This window comes from Curtobacterium sp. 320, assembly GCF_031455235.1.
Taxonomy (GTDB): Bacteria; Actinomycetota; Actinomycetes; order Actinomycetales; family Microbacteriaceae; genus Curtobacterium.
Map to the genome: position 1 here is coordinate 37,641 of NZ_JAVDSI010000003.1, position 18,843 is coordinate 56,483.

General features: G+C 71.7%; 21 protein-coding genes. 10 read left to right on the forward strand and 11 right to left on the reverse strand.

Annotated features, from left to right (window positions below; genetic code table 11):
- Positions 1-14 precede the first annotated feature (14 nt).
- Positions 15-236, forward strand: coding sequence for a DUF1653 domain-containing protein (locus tag J2X60_RS05615; protein WP_309886754.1), 222 nt, complete (start codon positions 15-17; stop codon positions 234-236).
- A 25-nt stretch (positions 237-261) separates the two neighbouring features.
- On the opposite strand, the gene J2X60_RS05620 is transcribed toward J2X60_RS05615, so the two are convergent.
- Positions 262-480 carry a hypothetical protein gene (locus tag J2X60_RS05620; RefSeq protein WP_309886755.1) on the reverse strand — a complete coding sequence of 73 codons (219 nt, stop codon included), beginning with the start codon at positions 478-480 and terminating at the stop codon, positions 262-264.
- Positions 471-1,019 (reverse strand): hypothetical protein, encoded by a 549-nt coding sequence (locus J2X60_RS05625; protein ID WP_309886756.1) that lies wholly within the window; start codon positions 1,017-1,019, stop codon positions 471-473. Before J2X60_RS05625 ends, J2X60_RS05620 begins: the two co-directional genes overlap by 10 nt.
- Positions 1,020-1,174: 155 nt before the next feature.
- On the opposite strand from J2X60_RS05625, the gene J2X60_RS05630 reads away from it, so the two are divergent.
- A complete protein-coding gene (locus tag J2X60_RS05630; protein WP_309886757.1) occupies positions 1,175-4,693 on the forward strand; it encodes a TM0106 family RecB-like putative nuclease in 3,519 nt (1,172 codons plus the stop codon).
- Between the two features lie 9 nt (positions 4,694-4,702).
- Here J2X60_RS05630 and J2X60_RS05635 read toward each other — a convergent pair whose 3' ends face one another.
- From J2X60_RS05635 to J2X60_RS05650, 4 genes are all read right to left on the reverse strand, one after another.
- Positions 4,703-5,131: an SseB family protein gene (locus J2X60_RS05635; RefSeq protein WP_309886758.1), complete on the reverse strand. Its 429-nt coding sequence runs from the start codon at positions 5,129-5,131 to the stop codon at positions 4,703-4,705.
- Between the two features lie 192 nt (positions 5,132-5,323).
- On the reverse strand, positions 5,324-5,992 hold the full coding sequence (locus tag J2X60_RS05640; RefSeq protein ID WP_309886759.1) for a GPP34 family phosphoprotein: 669 nt from the start codon (positions 5,990-5,992) through the stop codon (positions 5,324-5,326).
- Positions 5,993-6,084: 92 nt separating this feature from the next.
- The gene (locus J2X60_RS05645; RefSeq protein ID WP_309886760.1) at positions 6,085-6,888 is read right to left on the reverse strand and encodes an SDR family oxidoreductase; all 804 of its coding nucleotides are present in this window, start codon (positions 6,886-6,888) and stop codon (positions 6,085-6,087) included.
- Positions 6,889-7,009: 121 nt separating this feature from the next.
- A complete protein-coding gene (locus tag J2X60_RS05650) occupies positions 7,010-7,822 on the reverse strand; it encodes an HNH endonuclease family protein (protein WP_309886761.1) in 813 nt (270 codons plus the stop codon).
- Between the two features lie 140 nt (positions 7,823-7,962).
- On the opposite strand from J2X60_RS05650, the gene J2X60_RS05655 reads away from it, so the two are divergent.
- Positions 7,963-8,508 carry an isochorismatase family cysteine hydrolase gene (locus tag J2X60_RS05655; protein ID WP_309886762.1) on the forward strand — a complete coding sequence of 182 codons (546 nt, stop codon included), beginning with the start codon at positions 7,963-7,965 and terminating at the stop codon, positions 8,506-8,508.
- 33 nt (positions 8,509-8,541) lie between these two features.
- Positions 8,542-9,321 (forward strand): aldo/keto reductase, encoded by a 780-nt coding sequence (locus tag J2X60_RS05660; RefSeq protein ID WP_309886763.1) that lies wholly within the window; start codon positions 8,542-8,544, stop codon positions 9,319-9,321.
- A gap of 12 nt (positions 9,322-9,333) precedes the next feature.
- On the opposite strand, the gene J2X60_RS05665 is transcribed toward J2X60_RS05660, so the two are convergent.
- Together J2X60_RS05665 and J2X60_RS05670 are read right to left on the reverse strand one after the other, a co-directional pair.
- The gene (locus J2X60_RS05665; RefSeq protein ID WP_309886764.1) at positions 9,334-12,624 is read right to left on the reverse strand and encodes a DEAD/DEAH box helicase; all 3,291 of its coding nucleotides are present in this window, start codon (positions 12,622-12,624) and stop codon (positions 9,334-9,336) included.
- 44 nt (positions 12,625-12,668) lie between these two features.
- Positions 12,669-13,349, reverse strand: a complete 681-nt coding sequence (locus tag J2X60_RS05670) for a hypothetical protein (RefSeq protein ID WP_309886765.1) — start codon at positions 13,347-13,349, stop codon at positions 12,669-12,671.
- A gap of 86 nt (positions 13,350-13,435) precedes the next feature.
- On the opposite strand from J2X60_RS05670, the gene J2X60_RS05675 reads away from it, so the two are divergent.
- Positions 13,436-13,741, forward strand: coding sequence for a hypothetical protein (locus tag J2X60_RS05675; RefSeq protein ID WP_070418579.1), 306 nt, complete (start codon positions 13,436-13,438; stop codon positions 13,739-13,741).
- Between the two features lie 61 nt (positions 13,742-13,802).
- On the forward strand, positions 13,803-14,252 hold the full coding sequence (locus J2X60_RS05680) for a BLUF domain-containing protein (protein WP_071301818.1): 450 nt from the start codon (positions 13,803-13,805) through the stop codon (positions 14,250-14,252).
- 9 nt (positions 14,253-14,261) lie between these two features.
- On the opposite strand, the gene J2X60_RS05685 is transcribed toward J2X60_RS05680, so the two are convergent.
- The gene (locus tag J2X60_RS05685; protein WP_309886766.1) at positions 14,262-15,689 is read right to left on the reverse strand and encodes an amino acid permease; all 1,428 of its coding nucleotides are present in this window, start codon (positions 15,687-15,689) and stop codon (positions 14,262-14,264) included.
- Positions 15,690-15,828: 139 nt separating this feature from the next.
- On the opposite strand from J2X60_RS05685, the gene J2X60_RS05690 reads away from it, so the two are divergent.
- Complete coding sequence (locus J2X60_RS05690; RefSeq protein WP_071296660.1) at positions 15,829-16,317, forward strand: DUF427 domain-containing protein; 489 nt, start codon at positions 15,829-15,831, stop codon at positions 16,315-16,317.
- Positions 16,318-16,326: 9 nt separating this feature from the next.
- On the opposite strand, the gene J2X60_RS05695 is transcribed toward J2X60_RS05690, so the two are convergent.
- On the reverse strand, positions 16,327-16,662 hold the full coding sequence (locus J2X60_RS05695; protein WP_229086134.1) for a hypothetical protein: 336 nt from the start codon (positions 16,660-16,662) through the stop codon (positions 16,327-16,329).
- Positions 16,663-16,745: 83 nt separating this feature from the next.
- On the opposite strand from J2X60_RS05695, the gene J2X60_RS05700 reads away from it, so the two are divergent.
- From J2X60_RS05700 to J2X60_RS05710, 3 genes are all read left to right on the forward strand, one after another.
- Complete coding sequence (locus tag J2X60_RS05700) at positions 16,746-17,126, forward strand: hypothetical protein (protein ID WP_070418584.1); 381 nt, start codon at positions 16,746-16,748, stop codon at positions 17,124-17,126.
- A gap of 98 nt (positions 17,127-17,224) precedes the next feature.
- The gene (locus tag J2X60_RS05705; RefSeq protein ID WP_139219841.1) at positions 17,225-17,545 is read left to right on the forward strand and encodes a hypothetical protein; all 321 of its coding nucleotides are present in this window, start codon (positions 17,225-17,227) and stop codon (positions 17,543-17,545) included.
- 95 nt (positions 17,546-17,640) lie between these two features.
- Entirely contained in the window at positions 17,641-18,102 is a 462-nt protein-coding gene (locus tag J2X60_RS05710; protein ID WP_071296662.1) for a hypothetical protein, read from the forward strand.
- Positions 18,103-18,110: 8 nt separating this feature from the next.
- Here J2X60_RS05710 and J2X60_RS05715 read toward each other — a convergent pair whose 3' ends face one another.
- Positions 18,111-18,731, reverse strand: coding sequence for a hypothetical protein (locus J2X60_RS05715; protein ID WP_309886767.1), 621 nt, complete (start codon positions 18,729-18,731; stop codon positions 18,111-18,113).
- Positions 18,732-18,843 lie beyond the last annotated feature (112 nt).

The following is an 18,843-nucleotide window of genomic DNA, read 5'->3' on the forward strand; positions in this document are numbered from 1 at the left end:
CTAGCATCGGGAGCATGGTCGACGACGTGACGCCTGGACGGTACCGGCACTTCAAGGGCGGCGAGTACGAGGTGGTCCTCGTGGCGCGGGACGTCGAGACCGAGGAGCCGGTGGTCGTCTACCAGGCGCTGTACGGGGAGCGCGGGCACTGGGTGCGGTCGCTCGCGGACTTCACGGCGTGGGTGTCCCGGGACGGCTACGAGGGGCCGCGCTTCGTCCGCGCCGCAGCGGCCTGACGATCTGACCGTCAGCCGTCGTCGCTCAGGGCCGACGGTTCCTCCGGCGGCGGATCGCGCTGCCGGTCGAGACCATCGCGAGGAACAACGCGATCCCAGCCAGTGCTGGTCCGTACCAGTGGTCGGCGGTCGCGGGCGACGTCGTCGACACCGAACCGAGGACGACCAGGATCACGCTGGTGATCAGCGCGAACGGCAGGCTGGTGACGAACCGGCGCACGGCGCTCGCTCGCCTCAGGCGCATCGCGGCTTGACCTTGCCGCCCGCGAACGGGTAGACCCGCAGCTGCTTCGTCCCGCAGCGGATCGCGCCGCTGCTCGTGATCGCGACCGTGGCAGCCGTCAGGATCGCCCCGACGACGACGCAGAACGTCCCGCCGCTCACGGCGCAGACCGCCGCGCCGAGGGCGAATGCGGAGCCGCTGATGATCATGTTCTGGTCGGTGGCGTTGAAGCTCACGAAGGTTCCCTTGGAGTCCCTGCCGGCACCGATGCGCTGCGTCGTCGGCGCCGTCACGAGGTCGAAGACGAACCCGTCCCCGAGGTCGATCGTCGTCACCGTGCCGTCCGGTGTCGCCACGGTGCTCGTGACTGCGCCCACCGCGCGCGCTTCGACGATGGCCTGCTCGATCTGCGTGGGAGTGAGGCTCGTCGCTTCGCGCATCACGTCCGTCTCGGTGCGTGATGCTTCCGCTGCGTTGGCTGCTGGGGTGACGAACACCCCTCCGGCGATCAGCGCGCCGGTCGCAGCGAGCCCGATCATCGTGTCCCGCAGACGTGTCATGTGGTTCCCCTTCTTCGACGGAGCCGCGACGGTCGCGGGTCCAACAGCACTATGGACTGCAGTACCAGAATGTCGCAATGCATATTTCACTTCTGCATGGTGGTGTCGGCGGGCGGGCCTAGGCTCGCAGGGCACCGAGGAGACGGGGGAGACGCATGCAGATCGGCGGCGACGGGCAGGTTCTGCTGAGCCCGAGCGACCTCTCGACGTGGGCGGCCTGCGAGTGGGCGTTCCTCCGGCGCATGGACGTGAAGCTCGGCCGGGGCGAGCCCCTGCCCGAGTCGCACGACGACATGCTCGAGCGCACGGCACGCCTGGGGGACCAGCACGAGCTCGACTACCTCGGGATCCTCCGCGAGACCAGGGACGTCGTCGAGTTCGACCGACCGGCGCCGCCCGAGTACCCGGCGGCTGCGGCGGCCGCACTGGAGGCGATGCGCACCGGCGCGGACGTGCTCTACCAGCCGACCTTCTTCGCGCCGCCGACGGCAGAGGCGCCGGGCTTCATCGGCTTCGCGGACTTCATCATGCGGAACGACCGGGGCCAGTACGAGGTGTACGACACCAAGCTCGCCCGCCACGCCAAGATCAGCGCCCTGCTGCAGCTGGCCGCGTACGCCGAGCAGATGCAGGCGCACGGCATCCCCACCGGCGAGCAGGTCCACCTCGTGCTCGGCGACCGGACGACCACCACGCACGACCTCGCCGACATCGGACCGGTGTACCGGACGCAGCGCGCCGAGCTGCAGCGGGTGATCGCCGAGCGGATGACCGAGACCGAGCCGCTGCAGTGGGCCGACCCGCGGTACTCGTCGTGCGGCCGGTGCGACGTGTGCACGACGCAGGTCGCCGAGCACCGTGACCTGGTCCTCGTCGCGGGCATGCGACTCGACCAGCGGACGAAGCTCATCCGGCAGGGGGTGCGGACGATCGACGAGCTGGCGGACCGGACCACGGCCGTGCCCGGTCTCCCGCGCGGGACGCAAGCGCGGCTGGTGCGTCAGGCGCGCCTCCAGGTCGACACCGAGCATGCGCGGACCGCAGCCGACGGTGCCCAGGCGACCGGGCCGACCAAGCCGCTCTTCGAGGTGCTCGACGCCCGAGCGCTCGACTCGATCCCGCCGCCGGACCCGGGCGACGTGTTCTTCGACTTCGAGGGGGACCCGCTCCACACCGAGGACGGCGTCCACTGGGGACTCGACTACCTGTTCGGGCTCGTCGACCCCGAGGCGCGCTTCACGGCGTTCTGGGCGCACATGATCCGTGACGAGAGACAGGCGCTGCTGGACTTCCTCGCCTTCATCGAGGCTCGGCGGCAGCAGTACCCGGGGATGCACATCTACCACTACGCCGCGTACGAGCGGACGCACCTGCTGTCCCTCGCTGCCCGGCACGGCGTCGGGGAGGAAGCCGTCGACGACCTGCTCCGCGCCGGGGTCCTCGTCGACCTGTACCCGATCGTGCGCAAGGCGCTCGTGGTCGGCAGCCGCAGCTACTCCATCAAGAAGCTCGAGCCGCTCTACATGGGTTCGGACCTGCGGCTCAGCGATGTGACGAACGCGGCGGACAGCATCACGGCGTACGTCGACGCGATCGAGGAGCTCCGGAACGGTGACGCCACCGCCGGGCAGCACATGCTCGACGAGGTCGCCGACTACAACGCCTACGACTGCCGGTCGACCCTCCGGCTCCGCGACTGGCTCCTGTCGCTCCGAGCGACAGCGCGCGCGTCCTCGTCCGCGCCCGTCGCTGCCGAGCCGGACGAACTGCTCCCGCCGATCCCGGTCGACCGCGAACCGAACCCCGTGTACACGGCGCTCGCCGCGCAGCTCGACGGGGTCGACGCCCTCGACCGCACGCCCGACCAGACGGCGTTGGCGCTCGCCGCAGCCGCGATCGACTACCACCGGCGCGAGGCGAAGACCTTCTGGCAGGACCACTTCGACCGCTTGCGGAACCCGGTGGACGAGTGGGCGGACACCCGCGACGTGCTGGTCGTCGAGCGGGCGTCGGTCGAGCGCGACTGGGACACGCTGCCGCGCGCCCGGTCGCAGTCCCGAGAGATCCGGTTGTCGGGGACGCTCGCGCCCGGTTCGCGGCTCCGTCCAGGAGGCACGCCCCACCTCGTCTACGACGACCCACTCCCGCCGTCGATCGCCGCTCCGGCGCCGGGTTCGAAGGGTGCGTCGGCCCGCGCCGTCGTGTTGGACGCGTTCGAGGACGGTGACGGGTTCGAGGTGCTCGTGAAGGAGAGCCTGCCGGTCGGCGGCTCGCCGCACGAGGAGTTCCCGGTCGCCCTCGCGCCGGCAGCACCACCGCGGGCGAAGCCCCAGCCCGAGGCGATCGCGGAGTGGGGACAAGAAGTCCTCGGCGCCCTGCCCGCGATGCTGCCCGATCCGGCGCTCGACCTGCTCCGCCGGGTCCCGCCGCGGGGGCCGATCGTCCCCGTGCAGGGGGACGACACGGTGTCGGCCGTGGTCGCGACGCTGCTCGGCCTCGATCGGTCGTACCTGGCGATCCAGGGCCCTCCGGGGACGGGCAAGACCTACGTCGGGTCGAACGTCGTCGCGCGGCTCGTGCGCGAGTACGGCTGGCGCGTCGGGGTCGTCGGGCAGTCGCACGCGACCTCGGAGAACTTCCTGGCGTCGGTCGTGCAGGCCGGGGTGCCCGCCGACCGCGTGGTGAAGGTGCCCCGGGCGGGAGCGGACCCGGACGACGTCGAGTCGGCACCGTGGACGCCCGTGAAGAACAACGCCGCCGTGGCCGCGTTCCTGTCGTCCTGCGCCGAGACCGGCAGGGGCGGGGTCGTCGGCGGGACCGCGTGGACCTTCGCGAACGAGGGCACGATCCCGCGCCGCTCCCTCGACCTGCTCGTGGTGGACGAGGCCGGGCAGTTCTCCCTCGCGCCGACGATCGCGTCCTCGATCGCGGCGACGCGCCTGCTCCTCCTCGGGGATCCGCAGCAGCTGCCGCAGGTGTCGCAGGGGTCCCACCCGGAGCCCGTCGACGAGTCGGCGCTCGGCTGGCTCGCCGACGGCCAGCACGTGCTGCCGGACGCGTTCGGGTACTTCCTGGCGCGGACCCGGCGGATGGAGCCGGCGCTCACGGCATCGGTGTCGGCGCTGTCGTACGACGGGCAGCTCGCGTCGATGGTGTCCGGGCGACACCTCGACGGCATCGACGCGGGCGTCCACCCGGAACCGGTCGTGCACGCGGGCAACACCACGTCCTCGGTGGAGGAAGCGGCTCGGGTCGTCGCCCTCGCGCAGGACGTGGTCGGTCGACGATGGGTGGACGGTGACACCGAACGCGTGCTCACGGACGAGGACGTGATCGTCGTCGCGCCGTACAACGCCCAGGGGGCGGTGATCCGTGACGCCCTCGACCGTGCAGGACTGCGGGGGACGCAGGTCGGCACGGTGGACCTGTTCCAGGGGCGCGAGGCCGTCGTGTCGATCGTGTCGCTCGCGGCGTCGAGCGCCGCCGACATCCCGCGCGGGCTCGACTTCCTGCTCATGCCGAACCGGTTGAACGTGGCGTTGTCGCGGGCGAAGTGGGCGGCGTACCTCGTGTACTCGCCGGCGCTGGTGACGGGCTTGCCGCCCTCGATCGCCGGGCTGTCGCTGTTGTCCCGGTTCATCGAGCTCGTCGAGCCCGGTCCGAGCGGCCGCTAGGCGACGGGGTCAGCCCTGGTCGGGGTCCTCGTCGAGGTGGACACCGCTCTGCATCTGCGCGCGCATCGTCGCGAGGACGTCGGCGTGCAGGAAGTTCGCCTCGGCGGCACTCGTCGGGTCGACCACGATGCCGAATTCCTCCGGCAGCGCCGTCACGAGCTCGGACATCGACACCGGACGGCCCTCGGTCTCGGGCAGGCCAGCGGCGAGTTCGGCGGGGTCGGTGAACACGGGGACGAACGGCTTCTCGCGGATGACCACGTGCGCGACGCTTCCGCCGTCCGGAGCGTCCGCGGGTCGCCACGGCACCCACGCGGCGCTGCGGAGGAAGCCGGCCGGCGAGGTCGCCATGCGCCGCCGGAGTTCGGCGGCGGCGGTCGGTGGGGTCTTGTCGACGCCGCGGCCGAAGGCGGATCCGGTCTGGTCGTTGGTGCTCATGCGGTTCCCTCCCGGGGGTCGTCCACCATGCTGTCACGGTCGACGGGATCGTCACGACGTCGCAGCACGGCGACCGTGGACCGCGCCCACTGGTTGACCGTTCTGGTTCGGAGGAGCCGGGGATCGCGAACCGGAACGGTCACGGTCCCGGAACGGGACGTGCTCGCGCGGCGCCGACGCCGGCGGTCGGGCTCAGCTCGAGGAGATCGTCGCCGTCGTCGCGGCGGTGCTCGCCGCCACCGTCGCCATGATCGCCGCGGTCTGGATGTCCTCGAGCACGGCCTTGACCGCGGGGCTGGCCCAGCCGCCCGAGGTGACCTCCTTCACGAGCGCCCGGTCGACCTTGCCGAACTGCTTGCGGAGCGTGCTGGTCGCGTCGAGCAGGCCGATGACGGCGGCGGCGAACGGCGTGGGTTCGGCGCGACCGGCGAGGACGTCGCCGATGCCGGCGCGGAGGAGCGCCTCGGGGCCACCGTCGCGCTCCGGGTACTTCGTCGTGGGGAAGATGCCGAGCGTCTTGCCCTGTTCGAGCGTGATGAGGCCACGTGTGATGAGCCCGGCGAACACGTCGTCGCGCAGCGGTCGCTTGCCGATGCGGGTGATCCACCACTTCGCCTTGCGGGGCTTGTCGGCGGCCGCGATGGTGCCGACGACGCCGTCGAGGACCGGGTCGCCGGTGGCCGCACCGTTCACGACGGTGACGAAGCCGTCCTGCAGCGAGACGACGCCGCGCAGGGCGAGGTCCGCGAGGACGGCTCCGGCGAGCCCAGCGTCGAGGGTCTGCACGTCCGTGGACTTGCGCCCGTCGGACTCGATCTGGAGGAGCGCGAACGCCTGCGGGACCGTGAGTTGCTCAGCCATGTCCGCAGCCTGCCACGCGGGGCGGGGGTGCGCCGCGCCTCCAGGCCGATGCCCAGCGCACGTCGAGGTGGCCGCGCGCCGGGCTGCGTGACTCAGTACGCGGCGGACTGCCCGCCGTCGATCGGGACGACCGTGGCGTTGACGTACGAGGCGTCGTCGGACAGCAGGAAGGCGACGACGGCGGCGATCTCGGGCGCCTCGCCGTAGCGCTTGGAGGGGTTGACCTGGATGAACTCCTCGGCGGCCTTGCGGGGGTTCTCCGGGTCGAGCTGCTTCATCGAGTTCTCGACCATCGGCGTCCAGATGGCGCCGGGGGCGATGGCGTTGATGCGGATGCCGTAGCGGCCGTACTCGACGGCCGAGTTGCGGGTGAGACCGACGACACCGTGCTTGGCGGCGGCGTAGCCGGACTGGTTGCCGATGCCGCGGATGCCGCCGACGCTCGCCGTGTTGACGACCATGCCGGAGCCCTGCTCGCGCATGATCTTCAGGACCTTCTCGAGGCCGAGGAACACGCCGCGCAGGTTGATCGAGACGACCTTGTCGAACTCGGCGGCGGTGAACGACTCGGTCGGGTTCTGCTTGCCCTCGATGCCGGCGTTGTTGAAGAAGCCGTCGATGCGGCCGAAGCGCTCGGTGGTGGCGGTGACGTACGCCTCGACCTGGGCCTCGTCCGAGACGTCGGCGACGGTGGTGAGGACCTCGGCGTCGGGGGCGGTCTCGAGCACGGTGGCCTTCGACGCCTCGAGTCCCTCGGCGGAGACGTCGACGAGGGACAGCTTCGCGCCCTCGGCGGCGAGACGGACGGCGGTCGCACGGCCGAGGCCGGAGCCGCCGCCGGTGATGAGGACGACGCGGTCGGTGAAGCGGGCCGAGGGGGAGCTGGTTGCGGTCATGGGGGAGGCCTCCTGAGGTCTTCGACGGTGAAGGGCTCGGGGTCCGCGGTGGAGCAGCGAGTCCGAACGATGCATTCGCATCGACAGGAGATAGGCTACACCTGTTGTCTTGCGGCCGCGCTCAGCAGGTCCGCAGGATCCGCACCATCGCGTCGTGCTCGGCGGGGGCCACCCACAGGCGGTACTTCGTCTTCACCGCCACTTGGTGTTCGATGTACGTGCACCGGAACGACTTGTCCGCCGGCAGCCAGGTCGCGGCGTCGCCGGAGCGCTTCTGCGCGTTCGAGTGCTGGTCCACCGCGAACAGGTTCGCCGGATCGTTGGCGAGCGACTCCCGCTCCCGCTGCGAGAGCTGCTGGGCCCCGGTCCGCCAGGCGTTCTCGAGCGCGACGACGTGGTCGATCTGCACGAGGGTGGAGGTCGTCTCGCCGCGCACGAAGTCGATCGTCGCCCCGGTGTACGGCGACACGAGCGTCCCGGTGAGCACCCGGCAGGGGCCTTGGCGGGTGATCGCCGAGAGGTCGCGCGCCAGCACGTCGTTCCGCGTGTCGCAGCCGTTCCGGTCGACGTCGAGCCACGCGGTGCCGAAGTCACCGACCCGGTCGTACCCGGTGGCGGGGGCCTTGCCCTTGACCGGCAGGGCGGCGAGTTCGGCGCGCGCGGTGGCCGCTGTTGCGGCGTCGGCGTCCGCGTCGGTCGCGGTCGTCGCGGTCGTCGCGTCGGTTCGGGAGGCGCGGGTCGTCCCCGGCGCGCCCGGTTCGGTCTCGATGGTGGGGGCGTCGGTCCCCGTGGGCGCGCTGGTCGTCGCCGGTGCGGCTTCGGCGTCGGGCGCGATGATGCCCGCGGTGTGCAGGGCGTACGCGCCGACGGCGAGTGCGAGGACGACGAGGACGGACGTGAGGCTGGTGCGGGTGCGGCGTCGGCGGGACGTCATGCGTGGGTGGAGCTCCTGGTGGTGCGGCGAGCGGTGGTGCGGTGGTGCAGTGCACCGACGATGATGCCGGACACGTCGGACATCGCCCCGGACCCCGGCGGAGGGTCGGCCGCCCGGCCCGCCGGAGTAGCGTCCACGAGGTGGGCAGCGCACTCCTCGTCATGGACTACCAGAACAGCATCGTCGAACGACTCGGTACGGACGAGGCCCTGGCGGCGGCGACGGCAGCGGTCTCGGCCGCCCGGGAGCGCGGCATCCCCGTGGTCTTCGTCCGCGTGGCGTTCCGGCCGGGCGCACCCGAGGCCGCGCGCACGAACAAGATGTTCGGCGGGATGCGGGAGCGCATCGGGACCCAGACTCCGGGGTCCACCGACGTGCACAGCGCGTTCGGGGTCGGGGACGACGACCTCGTCGTGACGAAGCTCCGCGTCAGTGCCTTCGCCGGGTCGGACCTCGAGGTGCTGCTCCGCGGCCTCGAGGTCCGCGACCTCGTGCTCGCCGGGATCGCCACGAGCGGCGTCGTCCTCTCGACGCTGCGCCAGGCGGCCGACCTCGACTTCGGGCTGACGGTCCTCTCGGACGCGTGTGCCGACGGCGACGCGGAGGTCCACCGCGTCCTCACCGAGAAGGTCTTCCCGCGACAGGCCGAGGTCGTCACCGTCGCCGAGTGGACCGCCTCGCTCTGAACCGTTCCGCGGGCACGGCGTAGACACGGGTGCATGACCGATTACGCGAACCCGTCCGTGTCCGTCACCGGTGGGTCGATGCCGCTCCTCGGCTTCGGCACCTGGCAGATCCCCGACGCCGAGGCGCCCGCCGCCGTCGGCGAAGCACTGGCGGCCGGGTACCGCCACATCGACACCGCCACCGGGTACCGCAACCAGCGCGGCGTCGGGAAGGCCGTCGCCGAGTCCGGACTCGCTCGCGACGACGTCTTCGTGACGACCAAGTTGCCGCCGGACAACGCCGACCGCGTGCGGGAGACCATCGAGGAGAGCCTCGACCAGCTCGGCCTCGACCACCTCGACCTCTGGCTCGTGCACTGGCCGCCGAACGGCGAGGCACGCCCGGACGTGTGGGAGCAGGTCGTCCAAGCGCAGTCGGACGGCCTCACGAAGGCGGTCGGGGTGAGCAACTACTCCCTCGCGCAGATCGACGAGATCACCTCCGCCACGGGGACCGCCCCGGCCGTGAACCAGATCAAGTGGAGCCCCGTCGAGTTCGACCGCGCCGTGGCGGACGGGCTCGCGTCCCGCGGGGTCGTCCTCGAGGGCTACAGCCCCTTCAAGGCGAGCAACCTGCAGGACCCGACGCTCGTCGACATCGCGGCCGCACACGATGCGGACAGCGCGCAGGTCATCGTCGCCTGGCACGTCGCGCACGGGTTCGTCGTCATCCCGAAGTCGTCGAACCCCGAGCGCATCCGGTCGAACGCCGCCGGTGCCCGGATCGAGCTGTCCGCCGACGAGGTCGCCGCGATCGACGCCCTCGCCCGCTGACCCTCGGCCGCGTCAGGCCAGCAGGGAGCGGATGTCGTCGGCCGTGAGGTCCTCGGCGAAGAGGGCGTCGTCGTCGATCATCGTCGCGAACAGCTCGGCCTTCTTCGCCGCGAGCGCGAGGACCTTCTCCTCGATGGTGTCCTCGGCGATGAACCGCTGCACGTTCACCGACCGGGTCTGGCCGATGCGGTGCGTCCGGTCGACCGCCTGGTTCTCGGCGGCGGGGTTCCACCACGGGTCGAGCACGAACACGGTGTCCGCCTCGGTCAGGGTCAGCCCGAAGCCACCGGCCTTGAGCGAGATGAGGAACGCCGGGGCGGTGCCGTTCCGGAAGCGGTCGATGACCTCGGGGCGGCGCCTCGTCGAGCCGTCGAGGTACTCGTAGCCGACCCCCCGGTCGTCGAGGGCGGTGGCCACCATGCGGAGGAACGACGTGAACTGGCTGAACACCAGGGCGCGGCGCCCCTCGGCGGCGAGCTGTTCGAGTTCGTCGAGCAGCAGGTCGAGCTTCGCGGAGGACAGGTCCTCTCGCGAACCGTCGACCAGCGCCGGCGACAGCGCGAGCATCCGCAGCAGGGTCAGCGACCGGAACACGATCATCCGGTTCTTCGCGAGGTCGTCGATGAGGTCGAGGACCTTCAGGCGCTCCCGGTTCAACGTCGTCTCGTACAGGGTCCGGTGCGCGGGGTCGAGCGTCACCCGGACGACCTGCTCCTGCTTCGGCGGGAGGTCGGCGGCGACGCTCTCCTTCGTCCGCCGGAGCATGAGCGGCCGGATCCGCCGTCGGAGCCGCGCGGTGAGCTCTTGGCGGGCCACGCCGCGGAGGTCCGGCGAACCGAGCGGCTTCACGTAGTCGTCCCCGAACCGCGACCACGACGACAGCAGCCCGGGCGCGACGATGTGGAACAGCGCCCAGAGGTCCGTCAGCCCGTTCTCGAGCGGCGTGCCCGTGATCGCGAACTTCACCGGCGCGCGGAGGTCCACCGCCACCCGGTGCGTCTGCGACTGCGGGTTCTTCACGAACTGCGCCTCGTCGAGCACGAGGGCCGCCCACGGCAGGTCGGTGTACGCCTGCGCGTCGAGCCGGAGCAGCGCGTACGAGGTCACGACGATGTCGGACGCAGCAGCAGCGCGTGCGACGAGCCCGGGGTCCTTCAGCGTCGTCGCGCCGATCGTCGTGACGCGCAGCGACGGCGTGAACCGGGTTGCCTCGGCCGCCCAGTTGCCGACGACCGAGGTCGGCGCGACGACGAGGAACGGCGGCGCGTCCGGCGAGGACTCGCGCGCGGCGGCGATCGTCGTGAGGACCTGCAGCGTCTTGCCGAGACCCATGTCGTCCGCGAGCACCCCGCCGACCCCGTGCGACAGCAGGAACGACAGCCAGGCGTACCCGGTGTGCTGGTACGGCCGGAGCTCGGCGTGCACCGAGTCCGGCACGGACACCGACTCCGGCGGTGTCGCGCCGAGCAGCCCCGCCGCGATCGCCTCCCACCGCTCGTCGTGCGAGGTCTCGTCGGCCAGCTGGTCGAACTCGGACCACAGCCCGGCCTGCAGCGGCGTGACGGTCATCGGCTGGTCGGGCTCCCACTCGTCGAGGTCGCGCGCCTCGTCGATGAGCTCCTTCAGCCGGTCGAACGCGGGGTCGGACAACGACAGGTACGAGTTGTCGATGAGCTTCATCCGCCGGTCCCGCTTCGCGAGCGCCCGGAGCAGCGGCGTGAACGGCACCTGCTTGCCGTTCACCGACACGAAGATGCCGAGGTCGAACCAGTCGTGCTTGTCCGACGGCATGGTCGTCACGCGGATGTGCGGCCGACCGGTCAGCCGTTCGTAGTCGACGCGTTCGCCCTGCACGACGGTGCGGACGCCGAGCGCCGGCAGCGCCGGCAGCAGCTCGTTCGCGAACACCGCGACGTCGGCGCCGTCGATCGTGCCGTCCTCGAACCACGCGAGTCCGCCGCCGGGTCCGGTCGGGCCGCCAGTGTCGTCGGCCGCGCGCAGCCCGGCGAGGTCCGGGAGAGGTCCGTGCAGCGCGACGGGGTCCTTCCGCCCGTCGACGTGCCAGCGCCACTGGAGGTGGACACGGTCGTCCGTCCGGGGCGCCCGGGCCGGCTCGAACGTCGCCGTGAGCACGAGCTCGGGCGGCGTGCGCTCGGGCAGCTCGACGGAGCCGTCCGCGCTGACGAGGCCGAGCGCGCCACGGAGCCGTGGGGACCAGTCGGCGAGGAACTCGGCGACCTCGGGTTCCGGAACGGTGATCCGTGCGCCGTCGACGAGCATGCGCCGCTGGTCCTCCGGCACGGGGGTGACCGTCGGGGCGAACGCGACGTGGAACTCGGGGCTCTCGCGGAAGACGTAGACGCCGTGGTCGCCGATCGTCCGGGCCGTGCCTGGGGCTGCCGGTCGGCCGTCGAGGACCGCGCTCGCACCGATCACGAGCCCGCCGTCCTGCCGGGCGACGTCGAGGAGCACCCGCGCCTCGGCCCCGAGGACGGCACCGCCCTCGCGCTTGCCGGTGACGAGCGCGATGCCGAGGGCCGGTGCCTGCGCGAGGAGCGGCCAGAGCAGCGGACTGCCGAAGTCGTCGAGGTGGATCCAGTCGGCCTCGCCCGGGAGCCCGGCGAGCTGTCCGGCGCGGTGGAGCGCGGCGAACTGGACGAACCAGGCGTGCTGCTCGGGGGAGAGGCCGAGCCGGTTCATCGAGTAGGGGAGCGTGCCCCACGTCAGCTGCCCCCGAACCCAGTTGCCGGCGTCGCTGCGGGTCACCGGGCGGACGCCGAGTCGCACCGACCGCGAGGCCGTCGGCAGCGCGCGACCGGCGGCTCGCGCACGGGAGGCGAGCCGGGCGGAGACCGCGTCACGCAACTCGAACTGCAGTCCCATGGGGGTGCCCTGCGGCTCGGCCACCTGCTCGTCGTCGCCGGCGAGGCGGGCGAGGTCGTGCCTCCAGTCCGAGGGCGGCGGAGCCGGCTGTTCCGGCTTCGGGCCGGCGGCTGCGGCGAGTGCGCGGGCGTTGACGGTGAGCAGGGCTGCGGCGACGTGCTTGCAGTCGCCGCCCAGCGGGCAGGTGCAGGTGCTGCGGACCGGACGGACGAACTCGCCGCGGGCCGGGGTGGTCTCGATGCGGAGTTCGTACGGGTCGTCGGCGGAGCCGGACACCGCGCCGGTGACGGTGCCGTCGTCGTCGTGCCAGACGGCGTCGTCGACGAGGCCCGCCCGGACGAGGTCCCGCGCGCGCCCGAACGCCTGCGGCCCGACGAAACGGATGACGTCGACGGCGTCGATCATCGGGGCGGCGGGCACGGGTCAATCGTGCCAGGTGCCACCGACCTCCGGCGCTCGCCGGGTCAGCGGATCGACCAGGTGCTGCCGGCGTTCAGCTGCAGGACGGACGGGCCCTTCGACAGGGTGATCCGCTTCGAGAGGTCCTTGCCGGAGCCGTTGTCGCTGGCGGGGATGGTCTCGTAGTCGTTACGGAGCAGGGTTTCGCGGAGCATGCACGTCGCGACACGAGTCGTCGTGCACCGGAACTGCCGGGCGGCGGAGGAGCCCCAGTAGAGCATCACGTTGTCGCCGTGCCCCGACGTCGTCAGAGCGGGGGCGCTCGAGACCTGGCTGAACCGCAGGGTCCACTGCCCCCTGGTCTCGACCTTGAGCGCGGCGGGCTTCCGCCACGAGTCGGTGCCGTAGGCGACACGGCCCGTGTACTTGCCGCCCTGGCCGATGGGGTTCGAACCGGTCGGGCCGCCCTTGCTGTTCAGTTCGTGCACCTCGAACTCGGTGTGCTCGGCATCGGCCGGGGTGAACGTCGCGACGATGATGCCGCTGCGGGCGTTCTGCGGGAGCACGATCGTGGCGTTCCGGCTGCCCGACTTCGTGAACGGGGTGAACGTGCCGTACTGGTGGTCGTACTGCGCCTTCACGGCAGCCGGCATCCCGGCCGCCTGCGCCGGCGCGACACCGACGAGGGACGACACCACGGCGGCGACGCTGACGACGAGTGCGGCGGTGAGGGTGGTGCGGCGCATGGGACTCCTCCGGATCGGCGTTCCCGATGATGGCGTGCGGCACCCGCGTGCGACAGACCCTGTCCGGGGGCCGCGATACTGGGTGGGTGACGACACTGCGAGGAGAACTGCGCTCGACCGCGACGACGGAGGCCGAGGGCAGCGGCGAGAACATCGAGGCGGCGCGCACGGCGGCGGTCGAGGCCCTGGACCTGCACGGGTTCGAGCTGCAGCAGGTGAACGCGGTCACGAGCAAGGCGACCGGCGAGACCACCGTTCGTGCGATCGCCCGTTCCAAGGAGACCCGGCCGCACGAGGCGACCGGGCAGACCTACGAGGAGGCGCTGCAGGCCTTCCGCGCGTCGATCCCCGAGGGGTGGCAGGCCCAGAACATGCGCGAGATCCGGTCGTAGGGCATCCGGCGTCCCGTTCTGGGGGAGTCGCATGCGCGCCGGAGCGGGCAGGATCGACGGCATGCTGCAGTCACTCGTCTACATGAGCGCGGCCACGGAGCCGTTCGACGACGACGCCCTCGACGAGGTGCTCGCCCACGCCCGTGCCCGGAACACCGCCGACGGTCTGACCGGGCTGCTCGTCCACCGCAACGGGCGGTTCATGCAGCTGCTCGAGGGACCGTACGAGCAGGTGTTGTCGACGTACCAGCGGATCCTCGCGGACGAGCGCCACGACGAGGTGCGGCTCCTCGCCGAGGAGTCCATCCACACCCGGCGCTTCCCGGAGTGGTCGATGGCGTACGACCGCGACGTCGAGGGCGCTGCGACGCCGGAGGGCTTCAGCGACTTCCTCACCTCGGGGGACCAGAGCGCCGACACCGGCCGGTCCCGGGAGCTGCTGCGGTGGTTCCGCAACCACCCGATGGCCGACCCGACGGCGGCGAAGGGGAAGCACCGCCGGGACGCGTAGCCCGTCCGGTCAGACGATCGGCTTGCCCGTCGCCTCGCCGGTCGCCAGCTTGCTGTGCCGACGGGAGTAGCCGAAGTACACGCCGAGGCCGATCGCGAACCAGACCGCGAAGCGCACCCACGTCTCCCACTGCAGGAACGTCACGAGCCACAGCGACGCGATGACGCCGATGATCGGGATCACCGGCATGAACGGCAGCCGGAACTGCCGGTCGAGGTCGGGCTGACGGTAACGCAGCACGATCACGGCGGAGCAGACCACCACGAAGGCGAGCAGGATGCCGATGTTCGTCAGCTCGGCCACGACCCCGATCGGGAGCACGCCGGCCAGGATCGCCGACGCGATGCCGAGGATCCACGTGACGCGGGTCGGCACGTGCCGCTTCGGGTCGGTCTTCGCGAACCACTTCGGCATGAGGCCGTCGCGGCTCATCGAGAACCAGACGCGGCTCGCACCGAGCATGAACGTCACGAGCACGGTGATGATGCCGACGATGGCGCCGATCGCGATGATGTTCGCCACGCCGCCGAGCCCGACCGAGGCGAACGCCGACGAGAAGCCCGACGCGGGGTCGATGTCGGTGTACTTCTGCATTCCGGTGAGCACCAGGGTCGCGAGGACGTAGAGGACCATCGAGATGCCGAGCGACAGCAGGATCGCCTTCGGCATGTGCTTGCGGGCGTCGGTGGACTCCTCGGCGGCGGTGGACATCGCGTCGTAGCCGAACACCGCGAAGAACACCGTCGCGGCACCGGTCATCACGCCGCCGAAGCCGAACGGGAAGTACGGCGAGTAGTTCGCGCTGTTGATGTGGAACACGCCGAGCACGACGATGAGCACGACGAGGGCGACCTTGATGCCGACGGCGACGAACTCGAACCGTGCGGCGCTGCGGATGCCGCGGGTGAGGACGAACGCGGTGAGCAGGCACAGGATGATCGCGAACACGTCGATCACGTGGCCGTCGCCGGTGCCCGGTGCGCCGAGCATCCAGGCGGGCAGGTCGATGCCGAACTGGCCGACGAGGAACCCGACGTAGCCGGAGATCCCGATCGCGACCACCGCCACGATCGCGGTGTACTCGAGCAGCAGGTCCCAGCCGATGAACCAGCCGACGATCTCGCCGAGGACCGCGTAGCCGTACGTGTAGGCGCTTCCGGCCCTCGGGATGAGGCCGGCGAACTCGGCGTACGACAGGGCAGCGGCGGCGCTCGCGACACCGGCGACGAGGAAGCTGATGAGGACCGCGGGGCCGGCGACGCCGTGCGCGACCGTGCCGGCGAGGGTGAAGATGCCCGCGCCGATGATGCCGCCGATGCCGATCGCGGTGAGCTGCCAGAGGCCGAGGTGCCGTTTCAGGCCGCCGTCGCCGCCGGTCTCGTCGTCGATCGTCTCGATCGGCTTCCGTCGGAAGAGGGTGCGTGTCGTCGTCGTCACGCGCCCACTCTGCACCCTGCGGGCGCCGCGCGTCCGCCGCGCCCTGCGCCCGGGGCGACCACGGACGGGCCGGGCCGGTGGGGCGGGGACGAGCCGCGCCTCCAGGCCTGCGGGCAGGGATGCGGCGTAGACGTGACCCATGCGCCGACCGAACCGTACCGAGCCCGCCCCCGGCCAGGAGTCCGTGTGGGACTACCCGAGGCCTCCCGCCGTGGAGCCGGTGCCCGAACGCGTGGTCGTGCGGCTCGGCGGCGAGGTGGTCGTGGACACGACGGACGCGGTGCGGGTGCTCGAGACCTCGCACCCGCCGGTGTACTACGTGCCGATGGCTGACCTCGAGCTCCGGCCGGCCGAGGGGTCGAGCATGTGCGAGTTCAAGGGGCGCGCGCGGTACTTCGACGTGGTGGGCGGGGACGTGGTCGCTCCGCGGGCGGCGTGGAACTACCCGACGCCCGAGCCGGGCTACGAGCAGCTGCGCGACCGGGTGGCGATCTACCCCTCGGCGATGGACTCGTGCGAGGTCGGCGGCGAGGTGGTCCAGGCGCAGGAGGGGGACTTCTACGGCGGGTGGATCACCTCGCGGGTGGTCGGACCGTTCAAGGGGGCGCCGGGCACGCTCGGGTGGTGAGGGGCCGCGTCAGCGGTGGGCGTACGGCGTCCAGAACGGGGAGGGGAAGGCGCCCCCGGTCACGATGACGAGCAGCTGCCACACGAGCATCACGAGCCCGAGCACGCCGAGGACGATCCCGATCCACGACCAGACCCGCACGCCTCGTTGGGTCCGCCGAGCGATCGACAGTGCGCGCCAGCCGCTGGCGATGCACACGATGCCGAACACCGCACCGAGCACGACGTGCCGCCCCATCGAGGCCGCGGGGACGATGAACCCCATGTAGAGCGCCATCGGACCGAGCAGCGCGGCCACGACGGCGGGTGCTGCGGGTGGCTCGTGGTCGCGGGAGGCTGTTCCCATGCGTCCGAACCTAGCGGGGCAGTGGCCGTCGGGCACGCCGTGCGGCGCGTGCGGTGGACGTCCGGCACGGGCACGATGGAGGCATGCGATCCTTCCTCCGCGTCCTGCTCGGCCTCGCGCTCGTCTTCGCCGGCACGAGCCACCTCACCTTCGCGCGGCAGGACTTCCGCGCCCAGGTGCCCGACTTCGTCCCGCTCGACGAGGACACCACCGTCCTGGCCTCCGGCATCGCGGAGATCGGCCTCGGCAGCGCCCTCGTGCTCGCACCCCGTCGCTCGCGTCGCTTCGTCGGCACGGTGGCGGCGCTCTTCTTCACCGCGATCTTCCCCGGGAACATCTCCCAGTGGCTGAACCGCCGCGACGCCTTCGGGCTCGACACGGACGTCAAGCGCATCGGCCGCCTGTTCGGTCAGCCGGTCCTCATCGCCTGGGCCCTCTGGTCCACGCGCGGGCGGCGAGGGTGATGGAAGCCCCCGTGGTCGCGGATCCGCTCGGGTCCGGTCCGGCGGCCTTCGGACGGGAGGCGCGACACCCCCTGGCAGGCGGCCGTCGCGTCGCGGACGTGGTCGCCACGGTCGTGCTGCTGGTGCTGTTGGCAGCGGAGTCGGTGGTCGCCGGTGGCGGGATCGTGTTCCTGTCGCTGGCGTTCAGCTCGTGCGGCGCTCCCGGCAACTCCTGCGACGAGACGCTCGGCGGTGCGGTCGTCTACGTCGGGCCGGTGCTCGTCGCCCTCGTGCTCGTCGCGGCGCTCGTGGTGTGCGTGCTGCGACTGGTTCGCCGGCGGCTCTCGTGGCCGTTCGCCCTCGTCGGCATCGCGGCCGTCGTGGCGGTGTTCTTCGGCGCGATCCTGCTCGTCGACAGCGCGATCACCCACGGCATCTGAGGGTCGTTCCTCCACAGGGCGGCCCTGCGTGGCGGTCGTCCACAGATGAGCGTCTGGTCGCCGAGCGGTGCGGTGGTCTCGGCGACGCTGAGGGCATGCCAGACACCGACATGCTCGACCGCCTCATCCGCACCCCTGCCCGCACTGACGACGACGTGGTGGACCTCGTGACCGCCCTCGTCGAACGCCCGATCACCCGGCAGTGCTGGGTGCTCTTCCTCGACGAACGGGCCGTGCCGGTGTCGTTCGTCATGCCGATCTCCGACCTGCCGTGGCAACCCGACGAACACGTCGAGGACTTCGCCGCGCTGGTCGGGGACGTCCTCGTGCAGGTCGGCGCGGCCGAGGTCGTGCTGGTCTGGGAGCGCCCGGGGGAGTCACGGCTGTTCCCGGTCGACTGGGAGTGGGTCGACGCGTGCGCCTGCGCGTTCGAGGAGCACCACGTCCGGCTCCGTGCGCAGGTGGCGGTGCACACCGGCGGGGTCGCGATCGTGTCGCTCGACGACGTCGAGCCGGTCGAGCCGGTGGACGACGGTCCGCTCCCGCTCGCCTCGTGACGTGCGGGTCAGCCCTGGGGTGCGATGTCGGGGACGGTCTCCCCGGTGAGGCCCTCGACGACGGACTTCGCCTCGGGCCAGAACTTCGCGTAGTGGTCGGGGTCCGAGTTGATCTGGACGGCATGTGCCATCTGGGTCGGGGTCATGGTCTTCCACCCGGGGATCTTCACGAGCTTCGTGTAGAACATCGACGCGGCGGTGTACGGGTCCATCCGCTGCTCGTACGTGCCCCAGGCGCCGTTGTCCCGCTGCTGGAAGAGCCCGCGGCTGTCGGGTCCGGCGGCGTCCCCGTGGTCGAGGTTCACCAGGCTCGACTCCCCGATGGCGGTCATCACGCCGACCGCCTGGGTGTGCGGTCCGATGCCCATGGCCTGTGCGGCGCTGATGACGTACGCGGCGTTGACCAGGCGGTCCTGGCAGAACCCGCCGACGGGGCCCGCGGGGACGACGATGCCGCCGATCGTCCTCGTCGCGACGTCCGGGCAGGTCGGGGTCGGGTCCGCGACGACACCCTTGGCGGCACCCGTCAGCGAGTTCACCGCGATGACGATGACCACCACGACGCCGATGCCGATCGCGACGACGCCCGCGCCGAACACCGACGCGAGGGTGATGCCGACGCGGCGCATGGCGGGTCCTCTCGAGCGGGGCGGGTCAGGCGGAGCACGAAGAGGCTACGTGCGCCGCCTGGGAACCGCACCCGCCCGATCGGGGGTGTCGCAGGACCGGCTCGGTCGTTCG

Bases quoted from the DNA above. Each gene is read 5' to 3' on its own strand.
- J2X60_RS05710 (WP_071296662.1), top strand. From the start codon at position 17,641: ATGCCAGACACCGACATGCTCGACCGCCTCATCCGCACCCCTGCCCGC.
- J2X60_RS05615 (WP_309886754.1), top strand. From the start codon at position 15: ATGGTCGACGACGTGACGCCTGGACGGTACCGGCACTTCAAGGGCGGC.
- J2X60_RS05650 (WP_309886761.1), bottom strand. From the start codon at position 7,822: ATGACGTCCCGCCGACGCCGCACCCGCACCAGCCTCACGTCCGTCCTC.
- J2X60_RS05645 (WP_309886760.1), bottom strand. From the start codon at position 6,888: ATGACCGCAACCAGCTCCCCCTCGGCCCGCTTCACCGACCGCGTCGTC.
- J2X60_RS05660 (WP_309886763.1), top strand. From the start codon at position 8,542: ATGACCGATTACGCGAACCCGTCCGTGTCCGTCACCGGTGGGTCGATG.
- J2X60_RS05625 (WP_309886756.1), bottom strand. From the start codon at position 1,019: ATGACACGTCTGCGGGACACGATGATCGGGCTCGCTGCGACCGGCGCG.
- J2X60_RS05680 (WP_071301818.1), top strand. From the start codon at position 13,803: ATGCTGCAGTCACTCGTCTACATGAGCGCGGCCACGGAGCCGTTCGAC.
- J2X60_RS05630 (WP_309886757.1), top strand. From the start codon at position 1,175: ATGCAGATCGGCGGCGACGGGCAGGTTCTGCTGAGCCCGAGCGACCTC.
- J2X60_RS05670 (WP_309886765.1), bottom strand. From the start codon at position 13,349: ATGCGCCGCACCACCCTCACCGCCGCACTCGTCGTCAGCGTCGCCGCC.
- J2X60_RS05700 (WP_070418584.1), top strand. From the start codon at position 16,746: ATGCGATCCTTCCTCCGCGTCCTGCTCGGCCTCGCGCTCGTCTTCGCC.
- J2X60_RS05715 (WP_309886767.1), bottom strand. From the start codon at position 18,731: ATGCGCCGCGTCGGCATCACCCTCGCGTCGGTGTTCGGCGCGGGCGTC.
- J2X60_RS05640 (WP_309886759.1), bottom strand. From the start codon at position 5,992: ATGGCTGAGCAACTCACGGTCCCGCAGGCGTTCGCGCTCCTCCAGATC.
- J2X60_RS05695 (WP_229086134.1), bottom strand. From the start codon at position 16,662: ATGGGAACAGCCTCCCGCGACCACGAGCCACCCGCAGCACCCGCCGTC.
- J2X60_RS05620 (WP_309886755.1), bottom strand. From the start codon at position 480: ATGCGCCTGAGGCGAGCGAGCGCCGTGCGCCGGTTCGTCACCAGCCTG.
- J2X60_RS05690 (WP_071296660.1), top strand. From the start codon at position 15,829: ATGCGCCGACCGAACCGTACCGAGCCCGCCCCCGGCCAGGAGTCCGTG.
- J2X60_RS05635 (WP_309886758.1), bottom strand. From the start codon at position 5,131: ATGAGCACCAACGACCAGACCGGATCCGCCTTCGGCCGCGGCGTCGAC.